This window comes from Pseudomonas sp. TE3552, from assembly GCF_056278945.1.
This window is the reverse complement of record NZ_JBWBQJ010000001.1, coordinates 4,065,562-4,085,719: the sequence shown is the minus strand read 5'-3', so window position 1 is coordinate 4,085,719 and position 20,158 is coordinate 4,065,562. Positions and strand designations below refer to the sequence as shown.

23 protein-coding genes are annotated in these 20,158 nt (G+C 58.6%); 6 read left to right on the top strand and 17 right to left on the bottom strand.

Annotated features, from left to right (window positions below; translation table 11 throughout):
* Window positions 1–82: 82 nt before the first annotated feature.
* A complete protein-coding gene (gene dinB, locus ACZ9BB_RS18435; protein WP_476215132.1) occupies window positions 83–1,144 on the top strand; it encodes a DNA polymerase IV in 1,062 nt (353 codons plus the stop codon).
* Window positions 1,145–1,207: 63 nt separating this feature from the next.
* Here the strand turns inward: dinB and ACZ9BB_RS18430 are convergent, their stop codons facing one another.
* The 4 genes from ACZ9BB_RS18430 to ACZ9BB_RS18415 all read right to left on the bottom strand — a co-directional run bounded on the left by ACZ9BB_RS18430 (window position 1,208) and on the right by ACZ9BB_RS18415 (window position 5,996).
* Entirely contained in the window at window positions 1,208–2,161 is a 954-nt protein-coding gene (locus tag ACZ9BB_RS18430; protein WP_476215130.1) for a hypothetical protein, read from the bottom strand.
* A 17-nt stretch (window positions 2,162–2,178) separates the two neighbouring features.
* Window positions 2,179–3,894: a proline--tRNA ligase gene (locus ACZ9BB_RS18425; RefSeq protein ID WP_476215128.1), complete on the bottom strand. Its 1,716-nt coding sequence runs from the start codon at window positions 3,892–3,894 to the stop codon at window positions 2,179–2,181.
* Between the two features lie 144 nt (window positions 3,895–4,038).
* The gene (locus ACZ9BB_RS18420) at window positions 4,039–5,598 is read right to left on the bottom strand and encodes an AmpG family muropeptide MFS transporter (RefSeq protein ID WP_476215126.1); all 1,560 of its coding nucleotides are present in this window, start codon (window positions 5,596–5,598) and stop codon (window positions 4,039–4,041) included.
* Window positions 5,599–5,642: 44 nt separating this feature from the next.
* Window positions 5,643–5,996, bottom strand: a complete 354-nt coding sequence (locus tag ACZ9BB_RS18415) for an MGMT family protein (RefSeq protein WP_476215125.1) — start codon at window positions 5,994–5,996, stop codon at window positions 5,643–5,645.
* A gap of 166 nt (window positions 5,997–6,162) precedes the next feature.
* Between ACZ9BB_RS18415 and ACZ9BB_RS18410 the strand changes: the two genes are divergently transcribed.
* Entirely contained in the window at window positions 6,163–7,170 is a 1,008-nt protein-coding gene (locus ACZ9BB_RS18410; protein ID WP_476215124.1) for a DUF481 domain-containing protein, read from the top strand.
* A 145-nt stretch (window positions 7,171–7,315) separates the two neighbouring features.
* Here ACZ9BB_RS18410 and ACZ9BB_RS18405 read toward each other — a convergent pair whose 3' ends face one another.
* A complete protein-coding gene (locus ACZ9BB_RS18405) occupies window positions 7,316–7,525 on the bottom strand; it encodes a cold-shock protein (protein ID WP_002554837.1) in 210 nt (69 codons plus the stop codon).
* Between the two features lie 354 nt (window positions 7,526–7,879).
* Here ACZ9BB_RS18405 and dcd point away from each other — a divergent pair, with 354 nt between their 5' ends.
* Window positions 7,880–8,446 carry a dCTP deaminase gene (gene dcd, locus ACZ9BB_RS18400; protein ID WP_007904652.1) on the top strand — a complete coding sequence of 189 codons (567 nt, stop codon included), beginning with the start codon at window positions 7,880–7,882 and terminating at the stop codon, window positions 8,444–8,446.
* A gap of 107 nt (window positions 8,447–8,553) precedes the next feature.
* Window positions 8,554–8,760 (top strand): hypothetical protein, encoded by a 207-nt coding sequence (locus ACZ9BB_RS18395; protein ID WP_476215122.1) that lies wholly within the window; start codon window positions 8,554–8,556, stop codon window positions 8,758–8,760.
* 31 nt (window positions 8,761–8,791) lie between these two features.
* Here ACZ9BB_RS18395 and ACZ9BB_RS18390 read toward each other — a convergent pair whose 3' ends face one another.
* The 8 genes from ACZ9BB_RS18390 to ACZ9BB_RS18355 form a co-directional block, all read right to left on the bottom strand.
* Window positions 8,792–9,556, bottom strand: coding sequence for an ABC transporter ATP-binding protein (locus ACZ9BB_RS18390; RefSeq protein ID WP_476215120.1), 765 nt, complete (start codon window positions 9,554–9,556; stop codon window positions 8,792–8,794).
* Window positions 9,557–9,569: 13 nt separating this feature from the next.
* Window positions 9,570–10,688, bottom strand: a complete 1,119-nt coding sequence (locus tag ACZ9BB_RS18385) for a succinylglutamate desuccinylase/aspartoacylase family protein (RefSeq protein ID WP_476215118.1) — start codon at window positions 10,686–10,688, stop codon at window positions 9,570–9,572.
* A gap of 12 nt (window positions 10,689–10,700) precedes the next feature.
* A complete protein-coding gene (locus ACZ9BB_RS18380) occupies window positions 10,701–11,411 on the bottom strand; it encodes an ABC transporter permease (protein WP_476215116.1) in 711 nt (236 codons plus the stop codon).
* Window positions 11,408–12,136, bottom strand: a complete 729-nt coding sequence (locus ACZ9BB_RS18375; protein ID WP_476215114.1) for an ABC transporter permease — start codon at window positions 12,134–12,136, stop codon at window positions 11,408–11,410. The genes ACZ9BB_RS18380 and ACZ9BB_RS18375 overlap by 4 nt, the downstream gene beginning before the upstream one ends.
* Window positions 12,137–12,192: 56 nt before the next feature.
* Window positions 12,193–12,975, bottom strand: coding sequence for a transporter substrate-binding domain-containing protein (locus ACZ9BB_RS18370; RefSeq protein ID WP_258697277.1), 783 nt, complete (start codon window positions 12,973–12,975; stop codon window positions 12,193–12,195).
* 330 nt (window positions 12,976–13,305) lie between these two features.
* A complete protein-coding gene (locus ACZ9BB_RS18365) occupies window positions 13,306–15,756 on the bottom strand; it encodes a penicillin acylase family protein (RefSeq protein WP_476215111.1) in 2,451 nt (816 codons plus the stop codon).
* 326 nt (window positions 15,757–16,082) lie between these two features.
* Window positions 16,083–16,727: a glutathione binding-like protein gene (locus tag ACZ9BB_RS18360; protein ID WP_476218351.1), complete on the bottom strand. Its 645-nt coding sequence runs from the start codon at window positions 16,725–16,727 to the stop codon at window positions 16,083–16,085.
* Window positions 16,728–16,753: 26 nt separating this feature from the next.
* On the bottom strand, window positions 16,754–16,876 hold the full coding sequence (locus ACZ9BB_RS18355) for a hypothetical protein (protein WP_476215109.1): 123 nt from the start codon (window positions 16,874–16,876) through the stop codon (window positions 16,754–16,756).
* Between ACZ9BB_RS18355 and ACZ9BB_RS18350 the strand changes: the two genes are divergently transcribed.
* Window positions 16,875–17,429: a cysteine hydrolase family protein gene (locus ACZ9BB_RS18350; protein ID WP_476215108.1), complete on the top strand. Its 555-nt coding sequence runs from the start codon at window positions 16,875–16,877 to the stop codon at window positions 17,427–17,429. The genes ACZ9BB_RS18355 and ACZ9BB_RS18350 overlap by 2 nt on opposite strands.
* 114 nt (window positions 17,430–17,543) lie before the next feature.
* On the opposite strand, the gene ACZ9BB_RS18345 is transcribed toward ACZ9BB_RS18350, so the two are convergent.
* The 4 genes from ACZ9BB_RS18345 to ACZ9BB_RS18330 form a co-directional block, all read right to left on the bottom strand.
* Window positions 17,544–17,753, bottom strand: coding sequence for an SEC-C metal-binding domain-containing protein (locus tag ACZ9BB_RS18345; protein WP_007906737.1), 210 nt, complete (start codon window positions 17,751–17,753; stop codon window positions 17,544–17,546).
* A gap of 5 nt (window positions 17,754–17,758) precedes the next feature.
* On the bottom strand, window positions 17,759–18,244 hold the full coding sequence (locus ACZ9BB_RS18340) for an LEA/WHy family protein (protein WP_476215107.1): 486 nt from the start codon (window positions 18,242–18,244) through the stop codon (window positions 17,759–17,761).
* Between the two features lie 64 nt (window positions 18,245–18,308).
* Window positions 18,309–18,785, bottom strand: a complete 477-nt coding sequence (locus ACZ9BB_RS18335; RefSeq protein ID WP_476215105.1) for a YchJ family protein — start codon at window positions 18,783–18,785, stop codon at window positions 18,309–18,311.
* A gap of 4 nt (window positions 18,786–18,789) precedes the next feature.
* Window positions 18,790–19,287, bottom strand: a complete 498-nt coding sequence (locus ACZ9BB_RS18330) for a DUF6231 family protein (protein WP_476215103.1) — start codon at window positions 19,285–19,287, stop codon at window positions 18,790–18,792.
* A gap of 175 nt (window positions 19,288–19,462) precedes the next feature.
* Between ACZ9BB_RS18330 and ACZ9BB_RS18325 the strand changes: the two genes are divergently transcribed.
* Window positions 19,463–20,158, top strand: a complete 696-nt coding sequence (locus tag ACZ9BB_RS18325) for a PA1041 family peptidoglycan-binding anchor lipoprotein (protein WP_476215101.1) — start codon at window positions 19,463–19,465, stop codon at window positions 20,156–20,158.

Genomic DNA, 20,158 nt, shown 5'->3' with positions numbered 1-20,158 from the left:
GGTGCTATATACAGGTGTCAGTGAGATACTGCCGGTCCGGGTCGCCAATACTTCATTTATTCGCCATGAACACCGCTTTTATATGACGCAGCGAAAAATCATCCACGTCGATTGTGACTGTTTCTACGCCGCCATCGAGATGCGTGACGACCCGCGCCTGGCCGGTAAGCCACTGGCGGTGGGCGGCTCGGCGGATCGGCGTGGCGTGATTGCCACCTGCAACTATGAAGCGCGGGCTTATGGTGTACGTTCAGCCATGTCTTCCGGACATGCCTTGAAACTCTGTCCGGACCTGACCATCGTCAAGCCGCGCATGGATGCCTATCGAGACGCATCGAAGGAAATTCATACGATCTTTCGCGATTACACCGATCTGATCGAGCCGCTTTCCCTGGATGAGGCCTACCTCGACGTGTCGGACAGCGCGCATTTTGGCGGCAGCGCCACGCGAATCGCCCAGGATATTCGCCGTCGGGTGTCCAACCAGCTGCACATCACCGTGTCGGCCGGCGTGGCGCCGAACAAGTTTCTTGCCAAGATCGCCAGTGACTGGAAAAAGCCCAATGGCTTGTTCGTGATCACGCCGGATCAGGTGGAGGACTTTGTCAGTGGCTTACCCGTGAGCAAGCTGCACGGCGTTGGCAAAGTGACCGCCGACAAACTGGGCAAGCTTGGCATCGTCGATTGCTTGCAGTTACGCGAGTGGAGCAAATTGGCGTTGGTGCGCGAATTTGGCAGCTTTGGCGAGCGACTCTGGAGCCTGGCCCGTGGGATCGATGAGCGGTTGGTGCACAACGACAGTCGCCGGCAGTCGGTCAGCGTCGAAAACACCTACGACGTGGATTTGCCGGATCTGCTGAGCTGTCTGGATAAATTGCCCGAGTTGCTGGAGTCCCTGAATGGTCGCATGGCACGGATCGACAGCAGCTATCGCCCGGGCAAGCCGTTCGTCAAAGTGAAGTTCCATGATTTTACCCAGACCACGTTGGAGCAGGCCGGGGCAGGGCGGGATCTGGGGAGTTATCAGTTGATGCTGACCCAGGCTTTCAATCGAGGCGGGAAACCGGTGCGGTTGTTGGGGGTTGGGGTGAGGCTGGAGGATTTGCGGGGCGGGTTTGAGCAGATGGAGTTGTTTGAGCGGTAGTTCAGCGTTGAATGTAAGGCTTCATCGCGGGCAAGTCGGATCGCCCGCGATGCTTTCAAGCGTTTAATTCGGTCCCGGATCCGCCACCAGTCGCCCGGCATCCTTGGTCAGCGACTTGAGGAATTCAGCCTGCAACTCGGGATCGTTGCGGGTCAGTTCGATCAGGCTCTGTTCCAGCTCGCTGGCTTCTTCTTCCAGACCCAGTTCCGACAGACGTTTGACCCGGTGCACCCACTGGCTCACTTCGTCGTCTTCGAGGTCGTCGTAAATCAGCCCATGCGCTTCGAGCAGCTTGCCTCGCAAGTTGCTGCTGATCGCCAGGGACGAATCGGTGTGCACGTCGTCCTTGTTGTCCTCGACGCTGATCTGCAGCTTGCCCAGATGATTGAGGTCATGTTCGGCGAACGGACTGTCCAGCAGGTTCAGGCGCAACACACCGTTACGGTCGGTGCTCAGCTCGAAGGTGTCCTTGCCGGCCTTGACCTGCACCGGACGCTCGCTCCACGGCAGGCTCGAATATTCCGTGCGCTTGTCACGCTGCACTTCGTCGATGCCCGCCAGGTTCTGTTGCGCCCGGCCATGGGACTGCACGTTCATGAACGGGTTGAGCCCGGCGAAACCGTAGCTGAGCCAGTCCTTCGTCACGCTGTCCGGCAGATTGCCGAGGGCGAACACGTTGACCACGTTCGCACCGACACCGGCCACCACGGCCACCGCGCCCAGCGGGATCTCATAGATCTCCCTCCAGGGTTGGTAAGGCGTGTAGCGGTCATAGTGGCGCGTGACTTCGAACTCGGTGACTTCGAAGGTCTTCTGCTCGTGGATCTTCACCCGGCGTTGCGGCAGCTCAAGCACCTTGGGCTCGCCGACATCGATCTGCAGGCTGTGATCGAGCAGTTTGCGCTCGACCCGTTCCTCGTGCTCGCTACGTTGTGACATCTGATTGGCACAGCCGCTGACCAGCAGGGCGCCGCACAGGGCGGCACCACCGAGGCCTAAGGTGTTTCGCTTGAACATGACGTCCCTATCTGGTGTCAGCGGCGGATACGGGCCTGGAGAAAGGACAGCACATCAGCGACCGGCAGCGCTTGCGCCTCGGCCTCGGTGCGGCTCTTGTATTCCAGGTTACCGTCGGCGAGGCCGCGGTCACTGACCACGATCCGGTGTGGAATGCCGATCAGTTCCATGTCCGCGAACTTGATGCCAGGGCTGGTTTTCTTGTCGCGGTCATCCAGCAGCACTTCGAAGCCGGCGGCAGTCAATTCTGCGTAGAGCTTGTCGGTGGCTTCGCGAACCTGCTCGGTTTCGTAGCGCAGCGGTACCAGGGCAATCTGGAACGGAGCCAGGGCGTCGCTCCAGATGATCCCGTTGTCGTCGTTGTTCTGCTCGATGGCGGCAGCTACCACGCGGGACACGCCAATGCCGTAGCAGCCCATTTCCAGGGTGACCGGCTTGCCGTTCTCGCCCAGCACTTCGCACTTCATTGCCTTGCTGTACTTGTTGCCCAGCTGGAAGATGTGCCCGACTTCGATGCCGCGTTTGATTTCCAGGGTGCCTTTGCCGTCAGGGCTTGGGTCGCCTGAGACAACGTTACGCAGGTCGGCGACGGTCGGAACCGGCAGATCGCGCTCCCAGTTCACGCCGAAGTAGTGCTTGTCGTCGATATTGGCACCAATGCCGAAGTCACTCATCAGCTCGACGGAACGGTCGATGATGATCGGCAGCGGCAGGTTCAACGGGCCCAGGGAGCCGGCGCCGGCGCCAATGGCATCGCGCAGTTCGGCTTCGGAAGCCATGACCAGCGGGCTGGCTACGCCAGGCTGGTTGGCGGCCTTGATTTCGTTCAGCTCGTGATCGCCACGGATGATCAGGGCAATCAGTTTGCCTTTCTCTTCAGCGTGCACCACCAGGGTCTTGATGGTTTTTTCGATCGGCAGGTTGAAGCCTTCGACCAGTTGCGCGATGGTCTTGGCGTTCGGTGTGTCAACCAGGCGCAGCTCTTCGGTCGCAGCGGCGCGAGAGGTTTCCCGTGGTACGGCTTCGGCTTTCTCGATGTTCGCGGCGTAGTCGGAACCGTTGCTGAAGACAATGTCGTCTTCGCCGGATTCGGCCAGTACGTGGAATTCGTGGGAGCCGGCACCACCGATCGAGCCGTTGTCGGCTTCAACCGGACGGAACTTCAAGCCCAGGCGAGTGAACACGTTGCAATACGCCTGGTGCATGCGGTCGTAGGTGACCTGCAGCGATGCCTGATCGGCGTGGAACGAATAGGCGTCCTTCATGATGAACTCGCGGCCGCGCATCAAACCGAAGCGTGGGCGGATTTCGTCACGGAATTTGGTCTGGATCTGATACAGGTTGATCGGCAGCTGTTTGTAGCTGCTCAATTCGTTGCGCATCAGGTCGGTGATCACTTCTTCGTGAGTCGGGCCGGCGCAGAAGTCACGACCATGGCGATCCTTGAAGCGCAGCAATTCAGGGCCGTATTCTTCCCAGCGACCGGATTCCTGCCACAGTTCAGCCGGTTGGGTACTCGGCATCAACACTTCGAGAGAGCCGGCGGCGTTCATTTCTTCCCGCACGATGGCTTCGACCTTGCGCATCACTCGCAAGCCCATGGGCAGCCAGGTGTACAGGCCCGAGGCGAGTTTGCGGATCATGCCGGCGCGCAGCATCAGCTGATGGCTGATGACGACCGCGTCGGAAGGCGTTTCTTTCTGTGTGGCGAGCAAAAATTGACTGGTGCGCATGGTTGGCCGTTGTCGGTTGCTGATGACGAGAAATGACGGAACATTGTACGGGCGAGATCTGCTGGCGTACAGGAGTGCGGCCGGCTGTGTGGGCAGAGGGCGAGATTCTGCTCGCCATCTGCGATGCTTGCGGCGTAAAGAATCCTACGATTCTTCCGCGACCGGGGTCTGAGCCGGCTCCGGCGTCGGCGTCGGACCGGCGCGACGGTTTTCCTGGAACCAGTGCAAGGCGATCAGCAACAGGGTCGGCACGCCCAGCAGGGCGGTGATCAGGAAGAAATTGTGATAACCGAATTTCTCCACCATGACCCCGGAGTAGCCACCGATCAGACGGGGCAGCAAGAGCATGATCGAACTGAGGAGGGCGTACTGGGTGGCGGAAAACTTGAGGTTGGTCAGGCTCGACAGGTAAGCGACGAACGCCGAAGTCGCCAGGCCAGAGCTGAAATTATCCAGCGAGATGGTGACGATCAGCATTTGCAGATTGGGACCCATGTCCGTAAGCATCAGGAACAACAGGTTGGTAGCGGCCGATGAAACGCCGCCGATGAACAGGATGGGCAGGATGCCGAAGCGTACGATCAGCAGGCCGCCCATGCCGGCACCGACGAGCGTCATGATCAGGCCGAAAATCTTGCTGACGCTGGCAATCTGATCTTTGGTGAACCCTTGGTCGATGTAGAACACGTTGGCCATCACACCCATGACCGTGTCGGACATCCGATAAGTGGCGATCAGCCCGAGCAGCAGCAGGGCTTGCCAGCGGTAACGCAGGATGAAGTCGTTGACCGGCGTCAGCACCGGCGCCAGGCCGCGTCGCCCCATGGCCGACAAGCACAGAGCGGTGAGCGTGATGTAGAGAATTGCCCGCAGGAACGCGCGGTCTTCGAGCAGCAGGTCGAGCAGGCTCACGCCGTTGAACAGAACACTGGCGAAGTCGGTGTAGTAGAGCTGGGTGAACATGGCCGGTACCGACACCAGCAGCACGATCAGTACGAACACAGACACTAATTGATGCACGAAGCTGTAGCGTCCGGCCTGAAGCTGAGTGCGCAGTGGCACCGGCGGTTCGCGCATGAACAGGGTGGTCAGCAGCGCCGGGATCATCAAGACGCCGAATAGCACATAAGTGCCGGTCCACGCCGCATGTTTATAGTTGAATCCGGTGGAGCCGAACCCTTCGGCGAAGAACAGTGCGCCGGCCGTCGCCAGCAGGGCGGCGACCCGATAACCGGCCATGTAGCTGGCGGCCAATGCGGCCTGGCGGTTTTCTTCGGCGATTTCCAGACGATAGGCATCGACGGCAATGTCTTGCGTTGCGGAAGCGAAGGCGACGACCACCGCGATGGCGATCAGCCAGGACAGGTGCTTTTGCGGATCGCAGAAACCCATCCCGATCAGGCCGAGGATCACCAGAGCCTGGGCCAGGACCAGCCAGGAGCGTCGTCGACCGAGCTTGCCGAGCAGTGGCAGGCGCCATTGGTCGAGCAGCGGGGACCAGACCCATTTAAAGGCGTAGGCCAGGCCGATCAGGCTTGCATAGCCGATGGTTTCGCGGGCAACACCGGCTTCGCGCAGCCAGACTGAAAGCGTCGAAAACACCAGCATGTAGGGCAGGCCGGCGGCGAAACCAAGCAGCAACAACACGAGCGTCGAGGGGCTGGCATAGGCGGCGAGCGCGGCGCGCCAGGTTTTACGGGGCATGGGCTGGAGTCTGCCTCAAGAATTACGGAAACAAAGCGCGCACTCTAACCGCTGTGCTCTACCGGGCGCCAGCCATGACGCTGAATATCAACACGATTGTTCAGGACACTGATGCCTTCCATGCGCAATCGGGCCCGTTGTTCATCCCCCGACGGGCTGCCCACGGGCAGGCTGATCCGGCCGCCGGCACCCAGCACCCGGTGCCAGGGTAATTTGGTGTCGCCGGGCAATTGGCTCAGCGTTCGCCCGACCCAACGGGCGGCGCGACCCAATCCCGCCAGTTCGGCAAGCTGGCCGTAACTGACGACTTTACCCTCGGGCACTTGTGCCAGGGTCAGGTAGAGCGCCGTGCGTCGGATTTGCGCCGCGCTTTCGGTTTCAGCAGTGGGGTTGGTCACGTCCGGGCTTCCTGAAAAAAAGTGCGCATTACCGTCTGTAGAGTAAATCCTGAATCGTCCATTGAGAAATGAACTCAATAGAAATAGTCGGGTCAGTGCTTGTCAGGGCCTTATTCTTAGGGATAAAGCCGACTTTTTTTCGCAAAGTTGAGCTTTCGATTCGCTTATGTTGTCCAGAACCTTGCTGTGCCTCGCTGTCGTCAGTGCTTCCACTCCCTTGCTCGCCGATACCGTCTGGTTGAAAAACGGTGACAAATTGAGCGGCAAAATCACAGTCTTCGACGGCGGCAAGCTGTTGATCCAGACCCCGTATGCCGGGGCGGTGTCGATTGACTGGAAAGAGGTGAAAACCCTGGAAAGCGATCAGCAATTGCTGGTCAAGCAAGATGCCTACACCGGCGAGAAAGCCAAGTCGCTACACTCGGCGGAGGATGGCAAGGTCACCCTGGCAAACGGCGATGGCCCCAAGACCGTGGAACTGGCCAGTATCCAGCAGATGCTCAAGCCTAAACCGGTGGTCGAGGATTTGGTGTTTAAAGGCAATGTCGACATGGCGCTGGATTATCAGCGGGCCGAAAGAGATACCGATGATTATGACGTCGACTTCAAGACCTCCGCGCGTCATGGTCGGTGGCGCCATACGGCGGAAGGCGAGTACAACCGCGAGTTCCAGGATGACGTGGTCACCACGGATAATTGGCGGGCTGAGTACGCCCTCGACCGTTTTCTTACCGAAAAATGGTTCTGGCAAGGTCGTTTGAACTACAAGCGCGACAAAGTCGAAGAGCTCTCCCGGCAGCGTACCGTCGGTACTGGCCCCGGTTATCAATTCTGGGATAACGAACTGGGCGCCTTTTCCCTGGGCTCGTTGGTCAACCGTACGGATTATGAGTTCTCGGACGGCAGCAAGAAAAATTTCTATTCCTTGGCTATGAAGTGGGATTACAACCGTTACCTGATCGGCAAGAAGGTGGAGTTCTTCACCAATGGCGAAGTTGGCAAGCCGTTGTCGGGCGTAGCTGATTACGCACTCGATGCGGAAATGGGCTTGCGCTACAAAGTGACCGATTGGGCATCGCTTAACCTGAAGGCCGAACGAGACATTATCAGCGGTACTGACGATGCGGACCTGAGCAAGACCCGTTACACGGCGGGTTTTGGCGTGGCCTGGTAACACGCACAAAAATCAAAAGATCGCAGCCTTCGGCAGCTTCTACGGGAGCTGCTGAAGGCTGCGATCTTTTTTTGCCATGCAAAACACACAGGCACAAAAAAGCCCCGCTTTTGAGGGCGGGGCTTTTTACTAAAGCAAGTACAAGTTAGATAACTTGAACTTCTTCAGCTTGCATGCCTTTCTGACCGCGGGTAGCGATGAAAGAAACCTGTTGGCCTTCTTTCAGGCTTTTGAAGCCGTCGGATTGGATAGCTTTGAAGTGAACGAACAGGTCGTCACCGGATTGTGGAGTGATGAAGCCGAAGCCTTTTTCATCGTTGAACCACTTAACGGTACCGGTTTGGCGATTAGACATGGTGTAACTCCTTGAACAAAGATAACTGCGACTCAGGAAGAACCCTGGCCGAGACTGAGTGCAAAGAGCAGGAAAAATTCTTGTAGATGGTTGGATCGAAATTCAACATATCGTGTAGAGATTCTCAGTGACACAAGCAGCACAGTGGCGCCACCTTAACCCTTTTTCCGGAACGTGCCAATGGTTCTTGCGAAGGTTTCTCTTTTTTAATGACTGACGGTTCATAACATGGCGGTGAGACCCCGGAATTCACGGGGGATCGGCGAGAATTGTCTCCCGGACTTTGAACCCGGAGCGCCTGCCCGGTAAGATGCCGGACAGAATTTTTCCACCTCGCTATTCAGGACACCCGCCATGAGCATCAAATCGGACAAGTGGATTCGCCGCATGGCGCAGGAACACGGCATGATCGAGCCTTTCGTCGAGCGCCAGGTGCGCGGCAGCGACGATAGCCGTGTGATCTCCTACGGCGTGTCCAGCTACGGCTACGATGTGCGTTGCACCAATCACTTCAAGGTGTTTACCAACATCAATTCGGCGATCGTCGACCCGAAAAACTTCGATGCTGGCAGCTTCGTCGACATCCACAGCGACGTGTGCATCATTCCGCCGAACTCCTTCGCTCTGGCCAGCACCGTCGAATACTTCCGCATCCCGCGTAACGTATTGACCATTTGCCTGGGTAAAAGCACCTACGCGCGTTGCGGCATCATCGTCAACGTCACGCCGCTCGAGCCTGAGTGGGAAGGTCACGTGACCCTGGAGTTTTCCAACACCACCAATCTGCCGGCGAAAATTTACGCGAACGAAGGCGTGGCACAGATGTTGTTCCTTGAGTCGGACGAAGAGTGCGAAGTCTCCTACAAGGACCGTGGCGGCAAGTATCAGGGCCAGCGTGGCGTGACCCTGCCGCGCACCTGAGTCAACCGTCTGACAAATCGTTGGAATTCCTGAGCGGGCGTACACTCTATGGGGTGTACTGCTCCGATTCGCGCAAGGCGGGTCGGTCCATCGCTCAGGAGTGCTTCATGAAGATCGATCCGCGAATAAGTGCCGAACTGGCAAGGCTTGAGCCCAATCAGGTTGGCATGCTGGCCTGGTCCTTGTTGGCACATCCGCCAGTCATGGCAGGGGGCATCCCCACTCAGCCTGATCCCGACACACCCAATGAAGATCCGACAGAACCCGGAGAGCCCACCCTGCCGGATGAGCCGCCTCCCGCGCCTGTTGTCTGATACCTGTAGGAGCTGGCGAAGGCTGCGATTTTTACTTCAGGTTGCCGCTGAGGAACTGCTTCAACCGCTCACTCTTCGGATTACCCAGAACATCCTCCGGCGCACCTTCTTCTTCCACCAGCCCCTGGTGCAGGAACAGCACCTGGCTCGACACCTTGCGGGCGAAGCTCATTTCATGGGTGACCATGATCATGGTCCGGCCTTCTTCGGCCAGGCCCTGAATTACCTTGAGCACTTCGCCGACCAATTCCGGGTCGAGTGCTGAGGTCGGTTCGTCGAACAGCATGACTTCCGGCTCCATGGCCAGTGCGCGGGCAATGGCTACCCGTTGTTGCTGACCGCCTGACAGGAACGCCGGGTACTGATCCGCCACGCGTGCCGCCAGGCCAACCTTGTCCAGATAACGTCGGGCGCGGTCTTCGGCCTCTTTCTTGCTGCAACCGAGCACCCGGCGCGGGGCCATGGTGATGTTTTCCAGCACGGTCATGTGGCTCCACAGGTTGAAGTGCTGGAACACCATGGCCAGGCGGGTGCGGATACGTTGCAGTTCATCGGCATCGGCGACGTGGATGCCATGACGATCCTTGACCATGCGGACTGGCTGGTCGTCGAGGCTCATGGTGCCGTCGTTGGGTTGTTCGAGAAAGTTGATGCAGCGCAAAAAGGTGCTTTTGCCCGAGCCGCTGGCGCCGATCAGGCTGATGACGTCGCCGGTTTTGGCTTTGAGCGAAACGCCTTTGAGCACCTGATGATCGCCATAGCTTTTATGCAGGCCTTCGATGGTCAGTTTGTACATGGGGCATGCATCCTCAAGGCGAAAGTAGGTAGCCGCTGCGATAGGCTTCGGTGCCCGCGACATGGGCGATCACCATGCCGGCAGTGGCCATGCGCCGCAGCGAACGGGCGTACATCAGCCCGGCGGCGGTGCAATGAACAGGGGTGACGTGATCATTGATCGGGTCGATGACTTCGGCGATCAGTTGCCCGGCCTCCAGGTATTCCCCGGGCAGGGCAGTGAATACCAGCAGACCGCCCACCGGTGTCGCCACCGGTTCGACACCGGCCAGCGGTGTGGCCGGGTAGGCCAGTTCCGGCAGTGGCGCCGGCTCGCCGGCAATCGCGCCGAAGTAAGTCAGATAATCGATCAGCGCCTGGCAATCGAGGCTGGCCAGCGGGTGATTGACGTCGCCCTGGCCGCGCAATTCGACGGTAACCGAAAAGCTGCCCAGTGGAATGTCGAAATGCTCGCCGAAGCGCTCCTTCAACTGCCACCAGAGCAGGGTGAAGCATTCATCGAACGACTGGCCGCCAGAGTCGGTGGCCAGCAGGCTGGCTTCGGACCCGATGTAGCGCGCCAATGGCTCGACCTGCGGCCAAGCCTCGGGCGTGGTGTAGAGGTGCGCCACGGCTTCGAAATCGCAATGCAGGTCCAGCACCATGTCCGCATCGCAGGCCAGCCGTTGCAGGGTCAGGCGTTGGGATTGCAGTTGGGTGCCGGCGGTCTGCCGCGCCAAAGCCTTGCGCAGGCTGTCGCGGATCAGTTCGAGGTTACGCTGCGGATCGTCGCCAAGCAGGCCTTCGATTTCGTTGCCGACTTCTTCACTCAAATCGACGAACCAGCGATTGAAGTTTTGCCCGCTTTCCAGCTCGTAGCGTCCCAGTGGAACGTCCATCAATACTTGTTCCAGGCCAACCGGGTTGGCCACGGGCACCAGCACGATTTCGCTGCGCAGCCGGCCGGCGGCTTCCAGCTCAGCCAGGCGTTGCTTGAGGTGCCAGGCCACCAACATGCCAGGCAGTTCATCGGCATGCAGGGAGGATTGGATGTAAATCTTGCCTTTGGCCGACGGCGGGCCGAAGTGAAAGCTGTGGATCTGTCGCACGGTCCCCGGCAGCGGGGCCAGCAGGTCATGAATCTGGTGGCGCATGTACGAATTGTCCTAGTGAGTCGGCCCGAGGAAAGCCAGCCATCGGCGTTCGGCGAGGCGGAACAGGCCGACTAGCGCAAAGGTAACGGTCAGGTAGATCAGCGCGGCGATGCCGAACGACTGGAACGTCAGAAAGGTCGCAGAGTTCGCGTCGCGAGCGACTTTCAGGACATCGGGGATGGTCGCGGTGAATGCCACGGTGGTCGAGTGCAGCATCAGGATCACTTCGTTGCTGTAATAAGGCAACGAGCGACGCAGGGCTGACGGCATGATCACGTAGGCATAGAGCTTCCAGCCTGACAGACCGTAGGCCTTGGCTGCTTCGACTTCCCCGTGGGCCAGGCTGCGAATCGCCCCGGCGAAGATCTCCGTGGTATAGGCACAGGTGTTCAGGGCGAAGGCCAGGATCGTGCAGTTCATCGCATCGCGAAAGAACGCATCGAGGACCGGCTGGGCGCGCACGGCCGCCAGGCTGTAGATGCCGGTGTAGCAAATCAGCAACTGGATATACAGCGGCGTGCCCCGGAACAGGTAGACGTAAAATTGCACCGGCCAGCGGATGTAGACCTTGGATGAAACCCGAGCGATGGACAGCGGGATCGACACCAGAAAACCGATGAAGATCGAAGCGCTGAGCAGCCACATGGTCATGGCCAGGCCGGTGATGTTGTAACCGTCGGTGTAAAGGAAGGGTTTCCAGTATTCCTGCAAAAGTTCGATCATCGTACGGCCTCCCGGGAGCCGGCGGCGTAGCGGCGTTCGAGCCAGCGCAGGACCATGTTGGACGCGCTGGTGATCAGTAGGTAAATCAATGCGGCGAGTACCAGGAAGTAGAACAGTTGATAAGTGCTTTTGCCGGCATCCTGCGCAGCTTTGACCAGGTCGGCGAGGCCGATGATCGAGACCAGTGCGGTGGCCTTGAGCATCACCATCCAGTTGTTACCGATACCCGGCAGGGCGAAGCGCATCATTTGCGGGAACACCACGAAGCGAAAACGTTGGCCGCGTTTGAGCCCGTAGGCAGTGGCAGCTTCGACCTGGCCCCGTGGCACGGCGAGGATCGCCCCGCGGAACGTTTCAGTGAAGTACGCGCCATAAATGAAGCCCAGGGTGATGACCCCGGCGCTGAACGGGTTGATCTCGATGTATTCCCATTCCATGAAGTCGGTAAACGAGGTCAGCCAGGTTTGCAGGCTGTAGAAGATCAGCAGCATCAGTACCAGGTCCGGTACTCCGCGAATCAGCGTGGTGTAGCACTGGGCCGGTATCCGCAGCAGTTTGACTTTTGACAGCTTGGCACTGGCGCCCAGCAGGCCGAGCAACACGGCCACCATCAGCGACATCACCGATAATTTGATGGTCATCCAGGTGCCTTCCATCAGCAACGGACCGAAGCCCTGAAGGCTGAAGGCAGAGAGCCCCAAGTGTTGTAATAGGTTTTCGAGCATAAATCAGCAACCTGATCGGGTGAAAAAAGCGCCCATCGCGAGATGGGCGCCGGGCATTATTTGCCGCTGTACAGGTTCAGATCGCCAAAGTGTTTCTTCTGAATGGTGGCGTAGGTGCCATCGTCGTGTAACGCTTTGATACCTTTATCCAGAAGCGCCTTGAGGTCTTTGTTACCTTTAGAGATGCCGATCGCTGTTTTGGCTGGCAGCAATTCGCTGTCCACCGGTTTGCTGATTTCGTAATCGGTGCCTTTTGGCGACTTCAAGAAGCCCAGTTCGGCTTGCAACATGTCCTGGATCGCGGCGTCGAGACGGCCGGAAGTCAGGTCGGAATACACCTGGTCCTGGTTCTGATAGGCCTGGGTTTTCACGCCAGCCTTGTCCAGAACGGCTTTGGCGTACGCTTCCTGGATGGTGCCTTGCTCGTAGCCTACGGTTTTGCCCTTCAGCGAGGCGACGTCTTCGGTCAGGCCAGAACCTTTTTTGAACACGTAAGCGGTTGGGCCGGAGAACAGCTCGCTGGAGAAGTCGATGACTTTTTCGCGGGCCGGGGTGACGGTCATCGAAGAGATCACACCGTCGAATTTATTGGCTTTGAGGCCTGGAATCATGCCGTCGAAATCGCTTTCGACCCATTTGCACTTGACCTTCAGCTCGGCGCAGATCGCATTGCCCAGATCGATGTCGAAGCCTACCAGGCTGCCATCGGCGGCTTTGGACTCGAACGGCGCGTAGGAAGGGTCAACGCCAAAACGCAATTCTTTGTATTCCTTGGCCAGCGCGGAGCCGGCAGCCATGCACAACGCCAGTGCAGAAAGGGTCAGCAATGCTTTTTTCATTATTCAATCCCTAAGAACCAATATGAGCGCTTGTGGCGCAGAAGTACTGTTACTGGAAAGCGTAAGACCTATTAAAAGTAGCAATTTCCGAACCAGAGTGCCGAACAAGCGTTTAAAAGGTGATACAAGAAGTGGCAAAGCGGGATCTTTGCACAAAAACAGGGCATCGACAGATTCCTGTGCCTGGGTGGTGCGCAGAATGGTGAGGGGCCAGGCGAACGTTGTTACAAAGATCTTTGGCGAGGGAGCAAGCTCCCTCGCCACAATGGATTTTCAGCATCAATGGGGACCGGCAGCATGCTTTAGCGAGCAAGCCCGGTCCCTCTCGGGTTACTTGCCCGGCGTCAGCGTCAACCGCGTCTTGCCGTACACCTTGTCAAAGTTCTGCGGTTGCATCGGCAGGCTCATGTATTGCCCCTTGAGCCATGGATCGACGCTGTCGAGGTAGTGCGGGCTGGCCGGGTTGCCGGACTGGCCGGTGCCGTTCTGCCCCATCAACGGTTCGGCCTGGCCGAAATCGACGATAAAGCGCATGGCCGGCGCCTGCGTGGTGTTGAAGTCCTGCCCCCAACTGAACGCGGCGGTGTTGAGTGTGGTGTGGTCGCCGCCAGCCGCCAGCGGGCCGCGCACGGTCTGGCCGTTGGCGTTTTTCCACTCGTAGCGGTGCAGTTTGCCCCACTGCCAGGCTTTGTGATCTCCCCCCAACTGGCTGTCTCCCGCGCTGATTGCCGATGCCAGGCTACGGGCCAAAATCGCCGGTTTGTCCTCTTTCTGCGCCGTGCGCAAATCATCCCAGAACGGACTGTCCTCACGGCCCAGTAGGTGATCGGCCTGTGCCGCGTAGGACAATTTGCCGTTGGCGATAAAGGCTTTCCACGCCGGACTGCTTTCCGGGCCCAGTTCGTCGAGGAAAATCTGCTTAGTGCTTTCCTGCAAAAACAGCTCGTAAATCGCCGCGTCGGCGGAGGTCGGGCTGAGTTTGCCGTCGAAGGCCATCAAACGGGTATAGGCCTGGCGAGCCTTGTCGCGATCAGCCGCCGGCAACGCTTCGATAGCCTGTTTGAGCGGCTGGGACATGCCCGGCGCTTCAAACATCTTCTTCAGCTTGGCGGCGAAGGTGGTGGTCTGGTCGTATTGCATGGCGATCAGACTGCGGGTGTCGTGTTTGCCCACGCCAGCCAGTTCGGCCATGCGCTCGCCGCGTTCCGGTGCCGACCAGGAATTGGATAGCTGCATGCCGTAACCGTGGGGAATGACCCGTTGGTTGGCGGTGCCGAGCCAGCCCTGCGCTGGGTCCTGGTCATACGGATGGAGCATCGGGTCGGCGTAACCGTCCCAATCGTAGCGACCTTCCCAGCCCGGCGATGGCAGCAAGCCTTCGCCTTCGCGACGGTTCGGGTAGCGACCGGTGACTTGCCAGCCGATATTGCTGGTATCGGCAAACACCAGATTCAAAGCGATGGCGCGGATCTCACGGCTGGCGTCCGAGGCCTTCTCGGCGCTCTGTGCTCGGGACAGGTCAAAAAAGGCGTCCAGGGTTTTGTCGTCGGTGAAATTCGGTGTCTGCAAGGCCAGGCCCAAACCATTGGCCAGGGCAGTGCCTTGGGCGCTATTGAGCAGCGGCCCGTGGCGGGTTTCGTACACCGCTTCGCGAATCGGTCGCTGACCTTTGACGAAGTAGGTTTCGTTACGCACGATTGCCGGCTGCCATTTACCGCCCACATCAAAGGCAAGGCCATTGCCCTGGCGTTTGATTTTTTCCAGGAACAGGTCCTGGTTGTCGCCCATGACCGTGGTCATGCTCCACGCCACTTTGCCGTTGAAACCACCGAGTACCATCGGCAACCCGGCAATCGTCATGCCAGCAACCTGATACTTCGGCGCGTGAATCTGCACGTAACTGAACAGCGACGGCACGCCCAGCGGCCCATGGATGTCGCTGGCCAACAGGCTTTTGCCGCTGCGGCTGCGTTGCGGGCCGATCGCCCAGTTGTTCGAGGACGTAGCGCCCAGCAGATTCATCCCGGACAGTGTGTCCGTGGCTTTGCTGATTTCATTCAGCCCCGGAATTTGCCCGTTGAGTTTGATGCCCTGAAGTTTTTCGGCTTCAGTCACCGGTAGTTTTTCGTCGGGAGCGGAAGGCGTCAGCCACGCCAGTTTGTCGGTACTGACGGTCTGGGCCAGCATCAGCGAGGCGATTTCTTCCGGCAGGTTCGCCGATTGGCTGAAATTCAGCAGGCAGAACATCAGCGCCGAATCTTCCGGTTTCCAGTATTCAGGCTTGTAGCCGGTGGCCGCGAGATCGGCAGGCAGTTTGTCGCGGTAGCGGAACAGGTAGGCGTTGACACCACGGGCATAGACTTCGAAGAAACGCTTGAGGCGCGGCGAAGAGGCCTTGTACAGCTCACTCGCGCTTTTCTTCAGGTTGACCGCACGCATGTAGCGGTCGGCGTCGAGCAGATCAGCGCCGGACATCTCAGCCAGACGGCCCTGGGCCAGCAGGCGCAGAGTGACCATTTGCGTGATGCGGTCGCTGGCGTGCACGTAGCCGAGGGCGAACAGCGCATCGTGGAAGCTGCTGCTCTCGATCAGCGGCATGCCCATGGCATTGCGCCGAATCGAAACGTTCTGCGCCAAGCCCTTGAGCGGTTGCACGCCAGAGGTGGGTACAAGGGTGTCCTGAGCGTTCCAGGTCTGACAACCGGTCAGGCTCAAAACACCGGCTACTGCTGCGGCAACGCCGAACCGGGGAAGAAAATGTGTGAGGGCTGGCGAGGCCATGGCAAAGCTCCTGCGGGGGTAGTGGTGCCCCGCCTCGAAAGTCCGAGGCGGGGCACAATAAAGGCGCTACGTTAGTGAGCAGGAGGTGGCCGTGCAAGCGGGGTATAGGGTTATTTCAATATTTGTCTGATAAACCACAAACTTGTGGGCGATGCATTACCTGTGGCGAGGGGGCTTGCCCCCGTTGGACCGCGAAGCGGTCCCAATACCGAGGACGATGTTCCTCAAGAGAACTGCGGTGATGTTTTCACGACTGCTGCGCAGCCGAACGGGGGCAAGCCCCCTCGCCACAGGGTTTGTGGATATCTGAGGGGGTTGTGTTGGTCTCAGGACTTAGGCGGATTGACCTTGGCCACCAGCGCATACGCCTTCACCGTCGCCGGGCGGTTCTGGATGTGGTTGAACCAGCGCAACACGTTAGGGAAGTCTTCCAGGTTCTGGCTCTGCCATTTGTGAGAAACGATCCACGGGTAGATCGCCATGTCGGCAATGCTGTATTCGCCGCCGGCGACAAAATCATTGTTCGCCAATTGCTTGTCGAGTACCCCGTAAAGGCGGGCGGTTTCGTCGATGTAGCGCTTGATCGCGTAGGGGATTTTCTCTGGCGCGAACTGGCTGAAGTGATGATTCTGCCCGGCCATCGGCCCCAAGCCACCCATCTGCCAGAACAGCCACTGCAACGCTTGCTGACGACCGCGCAGGTCCTTGGGCAGGAACTTGCCGGTTTTTTCCGCCAGGTACAGAAGAATCGCCCCCGACTCGAACAACGACAGCGGAGCACCGCCATCGGCCGGTTCATGATCGACAATGGCTGGGATTTTGTTGTTCGGCGAGATCTTCAGGAATTCGGGTTTGAACTGCTCGTTCTGGCTGATGTTGATCGGGTAAACGTTGTACGGCAGGCCTGCTTCTTCAAGGAATATCGAAATCTTGTGGCCGTTGGGGGTGGTCCAGTAATACAGGTCGATCATGAAGTACTCCAAGTCAAGAGACATCGTCAGGTACGGACAGCGACCGCCGGCATCAGGTCGTCCTGTTTGCGTTTGATGGCTTGCCAGTAGGAGGAGGTGATGCTGAAGTGCGGAAAATTCAATGACCTGAGCAAGAGAAAAGTCGGCATGAAGCTCAAGAGCAACGCGGTACTGATCATCATCGATCAGCAAAAAGGCATTTTGCATCCCAGGTTGGGTCGTCGAAACAACCCTCATGCCGAAGAGCGCATCCTGGAACTACTGGGGCATTGGCGTCGAACCGGACGACCGGTGGTTCATGTGCAGCACCTGTCCCGTTCAGAGGATTCAGTGTTCTGGCCGCAGCAATCGGGGGTGGAATTTCAGGAGCGTTTTCAACCCTTGGCTGGCGAGCAAGTGATTCAGAAGCAAGTGCCGGATGCATTTTGTGCGACGGGGCTGGAGGCGTTTTTGCGTAAAACGGGGGGCGATCAGTTGATCATCGTTGGTGTGGCGACCAATAACTCGGTGGAATCCACAGCGCGAACGGCCGGGAATCTGGGGTTTGAAACCTGGGTTGTGGAGGATGCGTGTTTTACCTTCGATAAAGCGGATTACTTTGGTAATGCTCATTCTGCCGAGGAAGTACACGCGATGTCGCTGGGCAATTTGCATGGGGAATATGCGACAGTCGTCAGCACTGTGCAGATTTTGCAGGCGTGAGGCTTGCCCCGCGAAAACGATTTAACTGACAAATTGATAGTGAATGTACGTCCGTCATCGCGGGCGAGCCCGCGATAGCGATTCAACAGGCGAAGAAGTTCTTCGCCCGAAGCATCAAGCGCCGTGGCACTTCTTGAATTTCTTGCCGTTGCCGCAAGGGCAAGGGTCGTTGCGGCCGACGTCTTTCAGGGCGTTGCGCACCGGTTCCTGGTGGGCGTGGCCGCAGTTCGGGCCGTGGACATGGCCATGGTCGTGATCATGGTGGTCGTGATGGTCATGATCGTGGTTGCAGTCAGGGCCATGGACATGAGGTTGCTGGGTCATCGGGGTCACTCCGGAATTAAATCGGCGGCGATTATCACGCCATTGCGCGCCAGGTGCACGTAGTGGGCGATGAATATACCGGTTTCCAGTTCACCTTCCAGACGATAGGGAATGGGTTGGTCGGGTTTTTTCAGCAGTTTCACCAAGTCCCGGACTTTCGGCCACAGGTTGGTGCGGATTGGCACTTTAAAATAAGCGCTGCGTTTGGGGCCGACCGTGAACCAGTGTTCGTGCTCGCCTTCGGTCAGCAGAATGTCCCCCAGATGAATGCGATATTCCAGGGCGCGCACCGTCAGGTCTTGGTCATTGGGATTGTCGACGCGAAAATGCAGTATGAATTTCTGTTCCAGCAGCTTGGCCCGGACCACCTCGACCTTGGCCAGATGCACCTGCGGCTCCGGCAGGTCGTTACTGAACCACGACGCACAGCCGCCGAGCCCCAGAAACAGGAGCAGGGTGAGGACGTGTAATGCGCGCCGCTGGGTGTTCATGGTCGTGTTTCTCCCTTTGTAGCAGCTGTGAACGCAGCCTTCGGCCGCTGCTACAGGGATCACTTCAAGCGCCGAAGTAACTTGCGCAGCACTTCTTGAATTTCTGACCGCTGGCGCATGGGCATGCATCGTTGCGCCCGGCCTTGAGTGGCACGGTGGGGTCGATGAAGTACCAGTGGCCGGCGTTCTGCACGAATGACGAACGTTCGCGGTGGCTGTGTTCGCCGCTGCTGTCGTGCCAGCGAGCGGTGAAGGTGACGAAGGCGTGTTCCGGCTGGCCGCCGAAAACCTCGGCGCTTTCCACCTCCAGGCCCAGCCAGGTGCTTTGGGCGCTCCAGTCGCTGATCGACTGGCGATCCAGGCCGGCCTGTTGCGCGGGCAGGGTGGTTGCCACCAGATAGTCGATCAGCCCCAATACATAGGCGCTGTAGCGCGAACGCATCAAGACTTCAGCGCTGGGGGCTGGATGGCCGGCATGGTAATGGCCGCAGCAGGCATCGAGCAGCGTGCCGCTGCCGCAAGGGCAAATAGATGTACTCATTGCGTTACCACCAATATTTCCCGAAGTTTTCCGGATTGGCCCAGAAACGTGAATTGAGCCAGTCGGGCACCTGTTTGTAGTCAAGCAGATCGTAAGTGAATAGCGTCAGCACTTGATCGTCGCGCTGGAAGCGTTCGCTGGCTTGCAGGGCCAGGGAGAAAAAATCCGTCTCCTGCCAGCCGCTGGCCGGCAAGTCGGCCAGCACCGCAATGCGACTGGCATTGAGGTTGCGTATCCCGCCGAGCAGATTCAAGCCGTCGCGTTTGGGCAAGTGTTCGAGGCAATCGACCACCAGCGCCAGATCGAACCGCTGCGCCGCCAGTTCGGCGGGCAGTGGCCCGGGCGCAGCGAAGGCGACGACGCTGTCCGGGTGTGCGAGTTTGAACGCCGCGAGCGCGGGGAATTCGCTGGCGCCAATCAGCAACAGACGCGCCGGGGCGTAACGATCAAGCAAAGCGGCCAACGCCTGTTGGGGCGTGCGCGAAGAAATAGCTGCAATCATCGAATATCCTCAATCAGAACGCCAAGACTAGCCTGTAGAGCGGGTTTAACCAAAAAGCGGCGATCTTCCATGAACATGGGGCTAAACAGCAATGGCCTATTGCTGGCGGAGATTAAAAGTCGGGTCTTTACTCCCTAGAATCGGTTTTAAGCCGATCCCTCAGGAGAAGAACTAGATGAGCATAATTCGGACAGCATTACCCTTGGTTCTGCTAACCAGTGTGTTGACTGGTTGCGCAGGTTTGCAGAAAACCGACTGGCCGACCTGTGCGGCGGTCGGTGGTGTCGTTGGTGCAGGGCTCGGCGCGACCGAGAGCTCGGCATGGGCGGGTTATGGCGCGCTGCTGGTCGGCGGCACGGCAGCGGCCTATTGCTGGGTGCACGGTGATGGCGATGAAGACGGCGATGGCGTGCCGGATAGCCGCGACAAGTGCCCGGGGACGCCTAAAGGCGTGCGAGTCGATGCCAACGGCTGCCCTCCACCCGCGCCTGTGCCGGTGGTCGAAGAGAAGGCAGTGGTCAAGGAAGAGGTCATCGTTATCCGTGATGTTCACTTCCAGTTCGACTCGGCCAAGCTCACCCCATCTGACAAAGAGGTACTCAACACCATTGCCACGCGCCTGAAACAGGAATCCTCCAGCACCCGGCTGACCGTAACCGGTCATACCGACAGCGTCGGCAGCGATAAATACAACCAGAAACTGTCGGATAAACGCGCCCATTCGGTGGTGGAATACCTGATTTCCCAAGGCGTGCCACGCAGCAGTTTCGTGTCTGTGACCGGTGCCGGTGAAAGCCAGCCGGTAGCCGATAACAAAACCGCTGACGGCCGTGCGCTGAACCGGCGTACGGAAATCAAAATCGACCGCTAG

Excerpts from the sequence above, each read along its gene's own strand:
- dinB (WP_476215132.1), top strand. The coding sequence starts at position 83 with ATGACGCAGCGAAAAATCATCCACGTCGATTGTGACTGTTTCTACGCC.
- ACZ9BB_RS18430 (WP_476215130.1), bottom strand. The coding sequence starts at position 2,161 with ATGTTCAAGCGAAACACCTTAGGCCTCGGTGGTGCCGCCCTGTGCGGC.
- ACZ9BB_RS18425 (WP_476215128.1), bottom strand. The coding sequence starts at position 3,894 with ATGCGCACCAGTCAATTTTTGCTCGCCACACAGAAAGAAACGCCTTCC.
- ACZ9BB_RS18420 (WP_476215126.1), bottom strand. The coding sequence starts at position 5,598 with ATGCCCCGTAAAACCTGGCGCGCCGCGCTCGCCGCCTATGCCAGCCCC.
- ACZ9BB_RS18410 (WP_476215124.1), top strand. The coding sequence starts at position 6,163 with ATGTTGTCCAGAACCTTGCTGTGCCTCGCTGTCGTCAGTGCTTCCACT.
- ACZ9BB_RS18405 (WP_002554837.1), bottom strand. The coding sequence starts at position 7,525 with ATGTCTAATCGCCAAACCGGTACCGTTAAGTGGTTCAACGATGAAAAA.
- dcd (WP_007904652.1), top strand. The coding sequence starts at position 7,880 with ATGAGCATCAAATCGGACAAGTGGATTCGCCGCATGGCGCAGGAACAC.
- ACZ9BB_RS18395 (WP_476215122.1), top strand. The coding sequence starts at position 8,554 with ATGAAGATCGATCCGCGAATAAGTGCCGAACTGGCAAGGCTTGAGCCC.
- ACZ9BB_RS18390 (WP_476215120.1), bottom strand. The coding sequence starts at position 9,556 with ATGTACAAACTGACCATCGAAGGCCTGCATAAAAGCTATGGCGATCAT.
- ACZ9BB_RS18385 (WP_476215118.1), bottom strand. The coding sequence starts at position 10,688 with ATGCGCCACCAGATTCATGACCTGCTGGCCCCGCTGCCGGGGACCGTG.
- ACZ9BB_RS18380 (WP_476215116.1), bottom strand. The coding sequence starts at position 11,411 with ATGATCGAACTTTTGCAGGAATACTGGAAACCCTTCCTTTACACCGAC.
- ACZ9BB_RS18375 (WP_476215114.1), bottom strand. The coding sequence starts at position 12,136 with ATGCTCGAAAACCTATTACAACACTTGGGGCTCTCTGCCTTCAGCCTT.
- ACZ9BB_RS18370 (WP_258697277.1), bottom strand. The coding sequence starts at position 12,975 with ATGAAAAAAGCATTGCTGACCCTTTCTGCACTGGCGTTGTGCATGGCT.
- ACZ9BB_RS18365 (WP_476215111.1), bottom strand. The coding sequence starts at position 15,756 with ATGGCCTCGCCAGCCCTCACACATTTTCTTCCCCGGTTCGGCGTTGCC.
- ACZ9BB_RS18360 (WP_476218351.1), bottom strand. The coding sequence starts at position 16,727 with ATGATCGACCTGTATTACTGGACCACCCCCAACGGCCACAAGATTTCG.
- ACZ9BB_RS18350 (WP_476215108.1), top strand. The coding sequence starts at position 16,875 with ATGAAGCTCAAGAGCAACGCGGTACTGATCATCATCGATCAGCAAAAA.
- ACZ9BB_RS18355 (WP_476215109.1), bottom strand. The coding sequence starts at position 16,876 with ATGCCGACTTTTCTCTTGCTCAGGTCATTGAATTTTCCGCACTTCAGC.
- ACZ9BB_RS18345 (WP_007906737.1), bottom strand. The coding sequence starts at position 17,753 with ATGACCCAGCAACCTCATGTCCATGGCCCTGACTGCAACCACGATCAT.
- ACZ9BB_RS18340 (WP_476215107.1), bottom strand. The coding sequence starts at position 18,244 with ATGAACACCCAGCGGCGCGCATTACACGTCCTCACCCTGCTCCTGTTT.
- ACZ9BB_RS18335 (WP_476215105.1), bottom strand. The coding sequence starts at position 18,785 with ATGAGTACATCTATTTGCCCTTGCGGCAGCGGCACGCTGCTCGATGCC.
- ACZ9BB_RS18330 (WP_476215103.1), bottom strand. The coding sequence starts at position 19,287 with ATGATTGCAGCTATTTCTTCGCGCACGCCCCAACAGGCGTTGGCCGCT.
- ACZ9BB_RS18325 (WP_476215101.1), top strand. The coding sequence starts at position 19,463 with ATGAGCATAATTCGGACAGCATTACCCTTGGTTCTGCTAACCAGTGTG.